Here is a 14,259-nt window from a genome sequence, read left to right as displayed (position 1 = left end):
GTCTCATCCTTTTAAAAAAAGTGCGTTTTAAACGAAGGCTGTTTGGGAAAAGAAATAATGTTTGTAAGAATGTAAGCGTGCTCATTTGTGGTAGCACCATTGAATATAATTTCTAACACGATATCAAAATTCTTTTAGATAACTACATAAAAGTTTTCGTATTAATCGGGAATAAACTATGAAATAGAATAATAAAAAATAAAGAGTATTTACATTTTTTACTATTATATTAAAATACAAAAAAGTAAATTAATAGGAAATAATGGTAAGAATTTGAGATAATTATGTAGATAATAGATGAATTCATCTCAATTCATCTTAAATAGATATCAATTTCAACAATTTTAGATGGAATTCTGCAAAAAAAATGATATGATAGAATTATCTTACTATTTAATAGAATCACAAATTTAAGGGATGGTGACACGATGACAACTAGATATGAGACAAATGATAGTAGTCTTCCATTACGTCGGGACGTTAAATCTTTAGGACATATTCTTGGAGAGATCCTGGTTCATCATGGGGGTACGGAGCTACTAGATAAAGTTGAAAAATTACGAGTGATGGCAAAAACTCTTCGAAATAATTTTGATCAAGAGATTTATAATGAATTAAAAGAAGAAATAGTGAATTTAGACCCACCGATGCGTAAACAAGTCATTCGCGCTTTCTCAATTTATTTCCATCTTATCAATGCCGCAGAGTCAAATCACCGCATTCGTCGACGTCGCGAATACCAGCTCCAGGATAACAATATCGTTCAACCAGCATCAATTGAAAGTGCAATTTTATCTCTTAAGGATAATGAAATTGGTGTGGAAACGATTCAAAAGGTGTTAAACACTTTATCGCTAGAGCTAGTTATTACAGCACATCCGACAGAAGCAACGAAGCGTTCTGTAATTGAGATTCAAAAGAGAATTGGGAATATTTTGAAAAATCTAGATAATAACATGCTGACAAAAAGAGAGCGTAAAAAGCTTGAAGACAGTCTTTTAAACGAAGTTACGATTTTATGGCAAACAGATGAGCTGCGACATCGGAAACCAACGGTCATGGATGAGGTACGTAATGGGTTGTATTATTTCGACCAAACGTTTTTTGAAGTACTCCCAGATATTCACCAAGATCTTGAGGAAGGACTTACTGAGCAATTTCCAGGTCATAAATGGGAAGTTCCTAATTTCCTTCGTTTCGGTTCATGGATTGGTGGAGACCGTGATGGAAATCCAAATGTAACTCCAGAGGTAACGTGGGAAACTTTAGAAAAACAACGTGAGCTTGCATTGAAAAAATACCGCGAGGCATTAATTTTAGCGATGAAGCGATTTAGTCAATCGACAACACGAGTAGAGATTAGTACGGAATTAATCGAAAATGTTGAAAAGGATGAACAAATTTATTTAACAGAAGATAAAAAATGGCATGTTGAAAATGAAATCTATCGCAGAAAAATCGCTGTCATTTTAACGCGCTTAAAAGAGGTTGGCAAATCAGACATTGGCTATCGATCTGCTGAAGAGCTTCTTGAGGACTTATACATTATTCAACGAAGCGTTGCATTGCACCAACCAGCGAATCAAGACTTAAACATGCTGAAAAAGCTAATTCGCCAAGTTCAATTATTTGGCTTCCATTTAGCAACACTTGATATTCGAAATCATAGTGGCGAGCATGAAGCTGCAATAACAGAAATTCTTCGAAAAGTAAAGGTAGCGGAAAATTATTCTGAATTATCAGAAGAGGAAAAGCTTAAGACGCTTGAATCTGTATTAAAGGATCCTCGTCCGTTATTATTATTAAATGAGGATTATACGAAAGAAACACAACAAATGATTAAAGTCTTTACAACGATTAAAAAGGCACATGATACATTTGGGAAAAAATCGATCCTCGTATACTTAGTAAGCATGACACAATCAGCAAGTGATTTACTTGAAGTATTAGTACTTGCGAAAGAAGCGGGAATTTATCGCCTTCATGCAGATGGCTCAGTCGAAAGCCATTTAAATGTTGCACCACTTCTTGAAACGATTGATGACTTAGTTGCAGGCCCAGCCATTATGGAAACATTGTTTAATATGGATGTTTATCGTAATCACTTGAAAATCCATGGAGATTCTCAGGAAATTATGCTTGGATATTCTGACGGAAGTAAAGACGGTGGAACGTTAACTGCAAACTGGAAGCTGTACAAAGCACAGCTTGAAATTCACCATATGGCGAAGCGGTACAATATTGGATTGAAATTCTTCCATGGACGCGGCGGTTCACTTGGACGTGGTGGCGGTCCATTAAATAGAAGTATTTTGTCACAGCCAGCAGAAACACTTGGTGATGGCGTGAAAATTACTGAGCAAGGGGAAGTATTATCTGCTCGTTATTTATATGAAGATATTGCATATCGTAGTCTTGAACAGGCTACCTCTACGTTATTAGTAGCATCTGTTAATTTATCGGAGGATTCAGAGCAACAGCATCTCAGGGAAAAAGTTTGGGAAGAGGCGATGGAGGAAATCTCAGCGGTTTCCCTCAAAAAATATCAATCTCTTGTATTTGAGGATCCAGACTTCCTAACATATTTTACAGAAGCAACACCTTTAAACGAAGTTGGTGAATTAAACATTGGCTCACGTCCGATGAAACGGAAGGATCGGAATCGCTTTGAAGATTTACGTGCGATTCCATGGGTATTCGCTTGGACTCAAAGTCGTCAATTAATCCCTGCGTGGTATGCAGCGGGAACAGGTCTTGAAGAGTTTGCTTCAAAAAGCGAAGAAAATTTAAAGCTATTGCAGCGTATGTATCTTGAATGGCCTTTCTTCCGTTCAACAATCGATAATTTACAAATGGCGTTAATGAAGGCAGACATTACGACTGCAAAGGAATATACGTCACTTGTCAAAGATAAGACAATTGCTGAGAGAATTTTTGGTAATATTGTTGAAGAATATGAGAAAACAAAAGAAATATTATTAAAAATTTCTGGTGACGAAGAGCTGCTAGACCATACACCAAATATTAAAGAATCAGTCTATCGCAGAAATCCTTATGTAGATCCATTGAACTTCTTACAAGTTGAGCTGATTAAGGAGCTTCGTGCTCAAGAGGAGCCAAATGAGGAGTTGTTAACGGAAGTGTTGTTAACAATTAGTGGTATTGCAGCGGGATTACGTAATACTGGTTGATAAAGAGTTATATAAATCATCATTAATCGTCCACTGCAATATTGGGTGGACGATTATACATAATTTTGATGATCATTTCGCTAAAGATGAAATCTAGAAATCCATTTCATTAGCATCATATTAAGACATCTATTGGTAGAGGAGTAAGAGGATATGAATAAAATGAAAGCACCATTCCGCGCAGACCATGTAGGTAGTTTCCTAAGACCTGAGCGATTAAAAAAAGCTAGAATCGAAAAGCAAAATGGCGAGATTACAGCTGAACAATTACGGGCTATTGAAGATGAAGAAATCATTCGCCTTGTTGAAAAGCAGAAGGAAGTCGGTCTAAAGGCAGTCACAGATGGTGAATTAAGAAGAGCATGGTGGCATTTTGACTTCCTAGCAGGCCTTGATGGAGTAGAGCTCTATGAAACAGAATCTGGAATTCAATTTAATGGAGTAAAAACGAAAGCACACGGAATCAAAGTAACAGGCAAAGTAGATTTTACAAACCATCCAATGATTGAAGACTATAAATTTCTACATCAAATTGCTGGTGATCATGTAGCGAAGTTTACGATTCCAAGTCCGAATATGTTGTTTTTTAGAGGCTATATAGAGGAGGAAGCTTATCCAACTCAAGAGCAATTATTTGAGGATTTGATTGTTGCTTACCAAAAGGCAATCAAGGCATTTTATGATGCTGGCTGTCGTTATTTACAATTAGACGATACATCATGGTCTGTCTTTTTCTCTGAACAGGGAAAAGAGCAAATCAAAGCACGTGGTCAAGAGCCTGACAAGCTTCTTCAATTATTTGCTAGAGCAATTAATGAGTCTATTGCAAATAAACCAGAGGATATGGTTATCACCATGCATATTTGCAGAGGAAACTTCAAATCTACCTATGCAGCTTCTGGTGGATATGAAAATGCCTCAGAAGTAATTTTTGGCGGTTTAAATGTTGATGGACTATTCCTTGAATTTGATGATGAACGTTCAGGTGGATTTGAGCCACTTCGCCATGTAAACCGAAAGGACCTTCAGCTTGTATTGGGTCTCATTACATCAAAATTTGGTGAATTAGAAAACCCTGAAAATGTGAAGGCAAGAATAGCAGAGGCAAGTCAATATGTTGGCTTAGAACAAATTTGTTTAAGCCCTCAATGTGGTTTTGCTTCAACGGAAGAAGGAAACCTATTAACAGAGGAGCAACAATGGGACAAGGTCCGACATGTTATCGAAATTGCAAATGATGTATGGAAATCATGATTAGGTGAAAGAGAAAGCAGCAGAATGACGATCTGCTGCTTTTACTGTTTAATCATCAATCTCTTCTTCAATGAATGTTTTTAACCTTTCATATTGTTCTTCATAAATATATTTACTCGTCCAGCCTAATAACTTCGTAGCAACTTTATATAGGAAATTACTAGGAATAATGCTAGCTTCAACAATTAATCTTGTACCATGATATTCTCTTGATAATTCGTATTTAGAAATGCTTAGCCCTTCTTTTGTTTGAGAGTGCATGACGATTTTATACGGGGGCTTAAACTCTATTAAAACAGATTCGATTATCATCACTTTCTTGTCTATTTTTTGAACGGTTTTAAACTTCGTACCAGGCCTCGCTAATTCCTTATCCTCTGGAGCTTCATAAATATTTTCCACGAACAATGTATTCCAACATTTAATTTTTTCATCGTCATTGACATAATCAAAGACAACATCAATTGGTGCGTTAATAACCTCTTCATAACGATAAACTAATAATTCTTTCACTTTTAATCCCTCTATCTTCTATTTATGTCATCTGATTCTAGTTTAACTAATTCTAATTACCTATTTAACCATTAATTTCATAACATGTAAATGTCTAACAGAATAAAAAGATTTCATTTTGTGAGGTTCTGAAAAAGCGACATTTTCAGTGGCCTTCATTTTATAAATGACATTTTATTTTTAAGGAGTTTTTTATCGTGAAAAAGCAGGACTCTTTACATAAAAACTTGAAGTATAAAATACACATGAAATTTTAGGAGTGGAGAATGTGAAGCAAAAGGTAATTGTTTATCGAAAAGTACCAAATGATATTATAGAAAATTTAACATCTCAGTTTGAGGTCGTTTATTTTGAACGTTTATATGATGGGAATTATCAAGAGTTTCTCAAGGAGCTTCAAACAGCTGATGGCTTATTAGGAGCAAGCATGAAAATGAATCAAGAATTATTAGAGATGGCACCAAATTTAAAAATCATTTCAAATATATCTGTAGGATATGACAATCTTGATATGAATGAGCTCCGCAGAAGAGGAATTAAAGCGACAAATACGCCAGGTGTATTAGTTGATACGACAGCTGATACGATTTTTGGGCTACTACTTGCAACAGCAAGACGAATTCCTGAGCTTGATCATTATGTGAAAAATGGGGAGTGGTCTGGGACAATTGGCGAGAGTTTATTTGGTGTTGATGTTCATCATAAAACTCTCGGAATTATCGGAATGGGCAGTATCGGTAGAGCGATTGCAAAGCGGGGCCATTTTGGCTTTGATATGAACATTTTGTATCATAATCGTTCACGCAAGGAAGAAATTGAAAATGAATTTTCTGCAGAGTATTGTGAGCTTGCCGACTTGTTAAAGAACTCTGATTATGTTTGCTTAATGACGCCGTACACACCAGAAACCGATAAAATGATTGGAGAGCGTGAATTACGCTTAATGAAACGCTCAGCGATTTTTATAAATGGTTCAAGAGGAAAAAACGTTGATGAACAAGCCCTTATAAAGGCACTTAAAGAGCAGTGGATTTTGGCAGCTGGTCTAGATGTTTACGAACAGGAGCCAATAGCGAAGGAGAACCATTTGCTAGCCTTACCGAACGTAGTTACCTTGCCACATATCGGTTCAGCAACAAAGGAAACGAGAGATAAGATGGCAAGATTAGCAGCTGATAATTTAATTGCTGGATTAACAGGAAATGTCCCACCAAATCTAATAAAGTAAAAGGTGGGGAATTTCCTGTCCCACTTTATTACAGGCTAGCTAGCCTCGTTCGATAGGTTGTTAAATCCTTTTCGATTTCGCTTAATTTTGCCTCAAGCTTATCAATCGAATGTCCTGTCGACTCTAGCTTTTCAATATCTCCTTGAATTTTAATATATTCCAATTTTAACTCTTCTATTTTTTGATTAAGCTCTTGTTTATCCATATTAGCAGCATCCTTTCAAAGTGATCAAACTAGTTTAAGTGTATCAAATTTTTCCTAGCAGTTCATGTAATCATATGGAGGAATCATTCATTCAGCAGTAAAAGGTAGTAAATGAACAAAAAAGTACATTTTCTTGTAAAAAAATGTAGAGAAAATGATGATACCTCTATATACTATTCGGTAGAGAACGAATTTTTTTGAATTTTTAATCATAGGGTAGGGGGAAATAATATGAGTCATATTGAAATCATTCAAGAAACAGGGGTAGCCGCGGTTATTCGCGGTGCGACAAAGGATAATATTATTCAAATTGCAAAGGCGTTAAGCGATGGTGGCGTAAAAGTATTAGAGATAACCGTCGAAACACCAGGTGCATGTGCAGCCATTGAAAAAGCATCACAAGAGTGTAATGACGTGCTTGTAGGAGCTGGAACTGTACTTGATGCTGAGACAGCAAGAACGGCGATTATGTCTGGTGCGAAATTTATTTTTTCACCGACAACTAATCGAAAAACGATCGAAATGGCCAAAAGATATGGGGTTGTTAGCATCCCAGGTGCATTAACACCGACAGAAATTTTAACCGCTTACGAAAGTGGCGCAGATATGATCAAAGTATTTCCTGCAAATGTTTTCGGGCCAAGCTATATAAAAGATATTCACGGTCCTCTTCCGCAAATTCCAATCATTTCAACTGGTGGAATTACGATAGATAATGCTGGGGATTACATAAAAGCAGGTGCAGTTGGGGTCGGTGTTGGAAGCTCATTAGTAAATACGAAAAAAGAGTTAACAGAGACATACTTACAGGAAATAACAGCAACTGCTGCTAGATTTATCGATGCCGTAAGAGAAGCAAGAGGATAGTATTTAAAGCTAATTACCCGTAGGGATATTATGTCCCTATGGGTTTTTTATGCTGGAATAGTTTTTTTATGAAAAAATGTTTGTTTTTGTTCATAATTGTTCTATAATTAAAAAATCAAATTGGTTTTTACGGGGGATTTTAGATGCTTTCAGTTGAGCGGCATGAAAAAATATTGGAACAATTAGATAAAAGTAAAATTATAAAAGTATCTGAGTTAAGTAAGCTATTAGAAGTAACGGAAAAAACGATTCGCGGTGATCTTGAATTATTAGAGCAACGTGGATTTTTAAAACGGATCCACGGTGGAGCGGTTGTTGCTGATGGAGAAGGTAGAATGCTGCCGATTGCTGAGCGTCAATCTGGTTATAGTGATGTTAAGCTTGCGATTGCAAAGGAAGCTGTTAAGCTTATCAAGCCAAATGAAACGATTCTCATGGATGGAGGAAGTACAACGAGTGCAATTGCAGAATTACTCGGAGATTTCCCGATAACTGTGATTACGAATGATATTAAAATTGCTCATGTTCTTCTGAAGAAGCCAATGATTCAATTAATGGTATTAGGTGGAACGAGAATTGATAATTCTTCATCATTAATGGGCGCACAAGCTACTGAAATGCTGCAAAGAATTAGGGTGAATCGATTGTTTTTTGGTACAACAGGCATTTCGTTAGACCACGGATTAACCGTAATTAACAGTATTCATGCTGATTGGAAAAAGCAAATTATAAGCTGTGCAGATCAAGTAACACTGCTAGCAGACTCAACAAAATTTGAAAAGGTTGCACTCATTAATTTTGCCCAAATCGAAGAGGTTGATGAAATTGTTACTGATTCAGGAATAAGTTCTGACGTTTTGGCTGCTTTGGAAGGGAAGCAAGTAACATTGCATATTGCGACAGTATAATTTGATGAATAAATGGAATATTTTATTAAAAAAGATGACAAACGAACATTTTCCCGTTGTCATCTTTTTTATTTGTGATATAATCAAACCATAATGAACATAAACAAACATTATGAAACGATGTTGGAGGTGGCATGGGAATGGAATCTCTTTTTTCATTAAAGGGAAAGGTAGCATTATTAACAGGGGCAAGCAGAGGTTTAGGACAAGGTATGGCCGTTGGTTTAGCTGAGGCAGGAGCAACAGTCATTGGTGCCGGAATGAGTGACATGTCTGAAACACGAAGTAAAATTGAAGCAATTGGTGGTACTTTTCATGATGTGAAAATTGATTTATCAGAGGATAAGGCAGCTGAAAAGCTAGTTTCAGAAGCTTTAACATTAACTAACAAGATTGATATTTTAGTAAACAATGCAGGAATTATCCGCCGAGAAAATGCGGAAAACTTTACTGATGATGATTGGTTTGAAGTCATTAAAGTAAATCAGCATGCAGTTTTTCAATTATCCCGTGAGGCTGGCAGGCATATGCTTGAAAATGGATCAGGGAAAATTATTAATGTAGCCTCAATGCTTTCATTCCAAGGTGGACTTAGAGTACCAGCATATACAGCGAGCAAGCATGCTGTTGCAGGATTAACGAAATCACTTGCAAATGAGTGGGCAAGTAGAGGAATAAATGTAAACGCTATCGCTCCAGGATATATGGAAACGGATAATACTGCACAGCTCCGTTCAAATACAGAGCGCAATGAATATATCACTTCAAGAATTCCACAAGGCCGCTGGGGTACACCAGATGACCTAAAGGGAGCAGTCGTGTTTTTAGCTTCAAATGCTTCTAATTATGTCAATGGCCACATTTTATGTGTTGATGGCGGTTGGATGAGCTCTTAATCATTTGCATGTTTAAAAATAGGTATGATGCTTGAGATTTCTACTTAGCAAGATGCTTGATATGTTGCAAAATATATTAAGTTGTAAATGGATACTATCTAGCTCTAACAATTTTTACGGTAAAACAAAATTATACTTTTATGTGATAATTTTCTTATGTATATCGGGGATAAGCAAGGCGCTTGCGCTTTAAATTAGAAAGGGGAAATGAAGAATGGAAATTAGACACACAACGAATCCGACAGATTTTAAAGAGTATAAAACGGAAAGATTAAGAAGTGACTTTTTAATTGATTCTTTATTTGTAAAAGGAGAAATTAATTTAACGTATTCACACTATGATCGCGTTGTCGCTGGTGGAGCAATTCCTACAACAGAAGCGCTTAAGCTTGAAGACAAGGAAACGTTAAAAACAGAATACTTCTTAGAAAGACGTGAAGTAGGAATTATTAATATCGGTGCAGAGGGTACAGTGTTAGTTGATGGTGAAGCTTATACTTTAAATAAAAGAGATTGCCTATATGTTGGTTTAGGAAATAAAGAAGTTTTATTCGAAAGCAGCAATGCTTCTGATCCGGCAAAATTTTATATTGTATCAACACCAGCGCATAAGCAATATCCGACGAAGAAAGCTCCAATCGATGATGCAGAGCCAAATCGCTTAGGATCTGACAGTGAATCAAACAAACGAACGATTTATAAATATATCCATGCTGATGGAATTCAAAGTTGTCAATTAATGATGGGAATGACGTTGCTAGAGCCAAACAATATGTGGAACACGATGCCTGCGCATTTACATGACCGTCGAATGGAAATCTATTTATACTTCGATATGGATGAAGATGCTAGAGTATTCCACTTTATGGGTCAGCCGGATGAAACACGTCATATTGTTGTGAAAAATGAACAGGCTGTTTTATCACCACCTTGGTCTATCCATTCGGGTGTAGGAACAAGCAATTATACATTCATTTGGGCAATGGCTGGTGAAAACTATACATTTACAGATATGGATCAAGTGAAGATGGATGAATTGAAATAATAAGATTTTTAGTGTTCTTGTCCTTATTGGATGAGAACACTTTTTTATTTTGCAGTTTTAAAATAAAACTTTGTTGGTATGTCAAATCCAATATTTCTACTAACAAAAAACTTTAAATAAGCTGTGTATCTTGGAATAATTTATTCTAGTTTAGAAGTCCTAACTACATCGATAGTTTTATTTGCTGAAAAGACTGATGCGGGGATAATGACGATAATAGTGAAAAAAACAGCTAAAATGTCTGTCAAGCTGTTAAATGGTACAAAAGCATTATAAACATATTTTAGTAATGCGAAAAAAATAACAAAATATACAATTGATAGAAAGAAGAACACTAATTTTTCCATCGAAAATTCGACCTCTTTTATTAAGATTTCACCCTAATTAATTAAGGAACTATCAAACTTATGAAAACGATAAAGATAGAATCTCATATCCGTAATTCTTTGTGAATGAGGAATATGAGATATCTACTACTTCTTTTTTACAACTGGAATAAGAATATCAAAATGCGGGTCTTTAAGGTCACGACCTATTGGATAGCGTTCATGCTTGATTGGCAACGGATCATAGTATTTTTGTTCGGAATCTAGAAATGGTTCATACTCGCTTTCTTTTAGCCATTTAGAAATCGAATGGTATGTTTGTGCGATGTTTTCACCTGCTTTATGGTGAGTCAGAAAATAGGTCATTTCAGGTACATAAATTTCAACCATTCCTTCAAGGATACGTTGTTCCTCTCCCACCTCATAGACGGAATAATGAGTGAAGCCATCTTGTCTTAGATGATAAGACAAGCCTAGCAATGTCTCTGGATTGATGAGGTGTTCAAACTCTATTACTCTTTCGTTCATTGTCGAAATCATATCCTTTAATGTATGAGCCTCAGAGTAAGAACCGTCCCATTTTAAGCCAACACCACGATATCCTGGTAATGTAACAATTTCATAGTTTAGCTTCATTTTCAATGACTCCTTTTTCATGAAATTTCTTATTACCTTGCTAATTCTCCATTTTACAATATACTCCTTCTCTAAAAGAGCTTTTAATAACATTGCTGTAATTAAAAAATTATAATTTTTGCAGAAATAATTGTCGATATTCAGTTGGTGTCTTTCCTTCTTGCTCTAAAAACCGTTTATTAAAGTAGCTTATACTCGGATACCCAGCTTTCATCGCAATTTCTTTCACTGTCATTTCCTTGTTTTCTAATAACCATTGCTTGCTCTGCTGTAGACGGCATAATGTAATGAATTCCATTGGTGTCATTTGCGTGGCGCGTTTAAATAAGCGACAAAAATAATAGGTGCTAACTCCAGCCTGTTCTGCCCAATACTCTAAATCAAACGGATCACATGCCTTTTGCTGCATAAGAGGAAGGAGGGTCTGAATTCGATTATCGATTTCCTGGCGACGTTGGGCTGTTCTTGGTACAGCATTTGTGACAAATTCAATCAAAAACGTATATGTAAGAGTAGACAATCTAGATAAATGTAAAAAACTATTCTTCTCTGCCTCAAGAAGGAGCTGTTCATGGGTCTCCTCTAATCGTTGTAATTGTTGAACCGTCCAGAGCCGGTCGTGATGAAATCCCTTTTCTGTTAGAAATGGGTGAAGAACATTGCCGTAAAAGTGAACCCAGCGAATATTCCACGGATCATCCTTACTGCTATAATAGCGCTGTTCCTGCATTGGAAAGTAAAGGAACGCATCACCTCGTTTTAAGGTGAATGGCTTCCCATCAATTTCAAGAAAGCCTGTTCCTGACACGATAAAATGAATACTAAAATTATTTAACGTTCCAACCTTGCGATCAACCTGATGATCAGGCTCATTAAAATACCAGCCAATCGATTCGGGAAGAATCATATACTCATCTTCATTTAATGTAGGCAATAAATATTGTCTAATCATTTTTATCATCCTTATGAGAGCAATATTGTTTCATTTATATAACAATAAGTTTCTATTTTTATTTTAAAGATAGGCTCATATAATGACAATATAGTATTAAATCTTTTTAAGGGAGAGGGAGAAATGAAGAAGATTCATTGGGGAATTCTCGGCTGTGCGAATATTGCAAGGCGTGCTGTCATTCCTGGAATTTCCGCATCTGAAACAGGAGTCGTCTCGGCCATTGCGAGTAGAGGAAGCGAAAAAGCAAAACAATTTGCAGAGGAATTAAAGATCCCGACAGCTTATGGGAGCTATGAAGAGCTATTAGCTGATCCAACCATTGATGCAGTGTATATTCCATTGCCAAACCATTTACATAAGGAATGGACGATTCGGGCAGCTGAAGCGGGAAAGCATGTTTTATGTGAAAAGCCTTTAGCCTTGGACGCAATGGAAGCAACAAAAATGGTTGCTAGTTGTGAAAAAGCAGGTGTCGTCTTTGCTGAGGCATTTATGTATCGTTATCACCCGAGATATACGATGATTCGAGATGTCATTAGTTCGGGGGAGATTGGTGATATACGTGGTATTCATGGTACCTTTACGTTCAATAACGCAAAGGACAAGGGGAATGTACGTTATAAGCAGGAATGGGGTGGTGGTTCATTATATGATGTTGGAGTTTATCCAATCAGTGCAGCACGGATGATTCTTGGTGAGGAGCCGCAAGCTGCGACAGTACACGCCTTATTTTCCAAAGAGCATGATGAAGTAGACATGATGGCATCAGGCATTCTTGAATTTGCTAACGGTGTTGCATTAACCTTTGACTGTGGAATGTGGGCAGCATTTCGAAATACGCTAGAAATCATTGGTACAGACGGACGTATTGAAGTACCATCAGCATTTATTACCGAACAAAATGAAGCAGATAACTTTTATGTCTTTACGAATGATGGAAGAAGGGAAGTCGAGGTGCCACGATTGAATCAATATGCTTTGCAGGCGGATGCAATTGGAAGAAGTATTCTTACAGGAGAACCATTACCTTTTCCAGCAACTGATGCAATTGAAAATATGAAGGTTCTCGATGCCTGCTTAACTTCAGCAAGGGAACGAAGACGTGTTGAAATATAAAAATAGGAGGAATACGACATGAAGACAATTACGATTCCAGGGCTTAATAAGAAAGTTACGACACTTATTCAGGGTTCAGATTATTTTAGACCGAGCATTTATGAAAGGGTTTGCAGTGTGCTGGATCGATATGTTGCAATCGGTGGAAATACAATTGATACAGCACATGTTTATTGTGGTGGAGAAAGTGAAGTAGCTATCGGACAATGGATGAGGGACCGCAATAATCGTGAGGATGTTGTCATTCTTACGAAAGGTGCACATCATGATCAGAATGGTCCTCGCGTGACACCTGAGGCGATTTCTAATGATTTGTTTGAAAGCCTTGAACGTCTTGGAACAGACTATATTGATTTATATGCTCTCCATCGCGATGACCCTTCTATTCCAGTTCAGGTCATTATCGATGCTTTAAATGAGCATATCCAAGCGGGACGAATTAAGGCGATTGGTGGTTCAAATTGGACGGTTGAGCGTCTCCAGGAAGCTAATGAATATGCTGCGATGAATGGACTTGTTGGCTTCACCTTTAGCAGTCCAAATCTAAGTCTTGCAAAGGCAAAGGAACCATTTTGGTCTGGATGTGTTTCGGTTGATGAATCAGATTGCGAGTGGCATAAACAATATCAATTTCCACTGCTGTCCTGGTCCTCACAGGCACGTGGCTTTTTTACAGGTCGGTTTACACCTGAGGATCGGAGCAATGAAGATCTCGTTCGTGTTTTCTATAGTGATGAAAACTGGGAACGTCTTCGCCGAGCAGAGAAACTAGCTAAGCAAAAGGGGGTAACAACGATCCAAATCGCCCTTGCCTATGTGCTTAATCAACCATTCCCAACATGTGCTCTAATCGGTGCTCAAAATGACGAGGAACTGCTATCATGCTATGAAGGCTCCAAAATTGAATTAACACAAAAGGAATTAACCTGGCTCGAAAAGGTTGAAAACAGCGTAAAATAATTGAAAAATGGGGGACTGTCCCCCATTTTTTATTTTTATTTTGTGAAAAAGAAAACCCTAGGCTAGGCCTAGGGTTCCAAAAAGCTTTCAGCGTGGTATTAAAAAAACTCTTCCGTGGTGCTAAAATATTTTTGGTTCCCCAACCAAAATATGAGCATA

At 36.9% G+C, this 14,259-nt stretch carries 13 protein-coding genes; 9 read left to right on the top strand and 4 right to left on the bottom strand.

Annotation, left to right across the window (positions count from 1 at the left end):
* Positions 1 to 428 precede the first annotated feature (428 nt).
* Together ppc and ACTJJ9_RS03440 are read left to right on the top strand one after the other, a co-directional pair.
* Positions 429 to 3,191 carry a phosphoenolpyruvate carboxylase gene (gene ppc, locus ACTJJ9_RS03445; RefSeq protein ID WP_145580701.1) on the top strand — a complete coding sequence of 921 codons (2,763 nt, stop codon included), beginning with the start codon at positions 429 to 431 and terminating at the stop codon, positions 3,189 to 3,191.
* A gap of 153 nt (positions 3,192 to 3,344) precedes the next feature.
* Entirely contained in the window at positions 3,345 to 4,445 is a 1,101-nt protein-coding gene (locus ACTJJ9_RS03440; protein ID WP_440768445.1) for a 5-methyltetrahydropteroyltriglutamate--homocysteine S-methyltransferase, read from the top strand.
* Between the two features lie 48 nt (positions 4,446 to 4,493).
* On the opposite strand, the gene ACTJJ9_RS03435 is transcribed toward ACTJJ9_RS03440, so the two are convergent.
* Entirely contained in the window at positions 4,494 to 4,958 is a 465-nt protein-coding gene (locus ACTJJ9_RS03435; protein WP_095298697.1) for an SRPBCC family protein, read from the bottom strand.
* 268 nt (positions 4,959 to 5,226) lie between these two features.
* Here ACTJJ9_RS03435 and ACTJJ9_RS03430 point away from each other — a divergent pair, with 268 nt between their 5' ends.
* Complete coding sequence (locus ACTJJ9_RS03430) at positions 5,227 to 6,186, top strand: 2-hydroxyacid dehydrogenase (RefSeq protein ID WP_440768444.1); 960 nt, start codon at positions 5,227 to 5,229, stop codon at positions 6,184 to 6,186.
* 28 nt (positions 6,187 to 6,214) lie between these two features.
* Here the strand turns inward: ACTJJ9_RS03430 and ACTJJ9_RS03425 are convergent, their stop codons facing one another.
* Entirely contained in the window at positions 6,215 to 6,391 is a 177-nt protein-coding gene (locus ACTJJ9_RS03425; protein ID WP_170944258.1) for an SE1832 family protein, read from the bottom strand.
* A 231-nt stretch (positions 6,392 to 6,622) separates the two neighbouring features.
* Here ACTJJ9_RS03425 and ACTJJ9_RS03420 point away from each other — a divergent pair, with 231 nt between their 5' ends.
* From ACTJJ9_RS03420 to kduI, 4 genes are all read left to right on the top strand, one after another.
* On the top strand, positions 6,623 to 7,258 hold the full coding sequence (locus ACTJJ9_RS03420; protein WP_095298700.1) for a bifunctional 4-hydroxy-2-oxoglutarate aldolase/2-dehydro-3-deoxy-phosphogluconate aldolase: 636 nt from the start codon (positions 6,623 to 6,625) through the stop codon (positions 7,256 to 7,258).
* Between the two features lie 143 nt (positions 7,259 to 7,401).
* A complete protein-coding gene (locus ACTJJ9_RS03415) occupies positions 7,402 to 8,166 on the top strand; it encodes a DeoR/GlpR family DNA-binding transcription regulator (RefSeq protein ID WP_095298702.1) in 765 nt (254 codons plus the stop codon).
* A gap of 140 nt (positions 8,167 to 8,306) precedes the next feature.
* A complete protein-coding gene (kduD, locus tag ACTJJ9_RS03410) occupies positions 8,307 to 9,062 on the top strand; it encodes a 2-dehydro-3-deoxy-D-gluconate 5-dehydrogenase KduD (protein WP_095298704.1) in 756 nt (251 codons plus the stop codon).
* 214 nt (positions 9,063 to 9,276) lie between these two features.
* Positions 9,277 to 10,107: a 5-dehydro-4-deoxy-D-glucuronate isomerase gene (gene kduI / locus ACTJJ9_RS03405; RefSeq protein ID WP_095298706.1), complete on the top strand. Its 831-nt coding sequence runs from the start codon at positions 9,277 to 9,279 to the stop codon at positions 10,105 to 10,107.
* Positions 10,108 to 10,580: 473 nt separating this feature from the next.
* Here kduI and ACTJJ9_RS03400 read toward each other — a convergent pair whose 3' ends face one another.
* Both ACTJJ9_RS03400 and ACTJJ9_RS03395 read right to left on the bottom strand, forming a co-directional pair.
* Complete coding sequence (locus tag ACTJJ9_RS03400; RefSeq protein ID WP_095298710.1) at positions 10,581 to 11,069, bottom strand: GyrI-like domain-containing protein; 489 nt, start codon at positions 11,067 to 11,069, stop codon at positions 10,581 to 10,583.
* Positions 11,070 to 11,178: 109 nt separating this feature from the next.
* Positions 11,179 to 12,021: a helix-turn-helix domain-containing protein gene (locus ACTJJ9_RS03395; protein WP_145580705.1), complete on the bottom strand. Its 843-nt coding sequence runs from the start codon at positions 12,019 to 12,021 to the stop codon at positions 11,179 to 11,181.
* 123 nt (positions 12,022 to 12,144) lie between these two features.
* On the opposite strand from ACTJJ9_RS03395, the gene ACTJJ9_RS03390 reads away from it, so the two are divergent.
* Together ACTJJ9_RS03390 and ACTJJ9_RS03385 are read left to right on the top strand one after the other, a co-directional pair.
* A complete protein-coding gene (locus ACTJJ9_RS03390; RefSeq protein WP_145580706.1) occupies positions 12,145 to 13,140 on the top strand; it encodes a Gfo/Idh/MocA family protein in 996 nt (331 codons plus the stop codon).
* An 18-nt stretch (positions 13,141 to 13,158) separates the two neighbouring features.
* Positions 13,159 to 14,100: an aldo/keto reductase gene (locus ACTJJ9_RS03385; protein WP_440768443.1), complete on the top strand. Its 942-nt coding sequence runs from the start codon at positions 13,159 to 13,161 to the stop codon at positions 14,098 to 14,100.
* Positions 14,101 to 14,259 lie beyond the last annotated feature (159 nt).

Source organism: Metabacillus sp. 22489 (genome assembly GCF_052044855.1).
Lineage (GTDB): Bacteria > Bacillota > Bacilli > Bacillales > Bacillaceae > Metabacillus > Metabacillus niabensis.
This window is presented reverse-complemented; position numbering and strand designations above follow the sequence as displayed.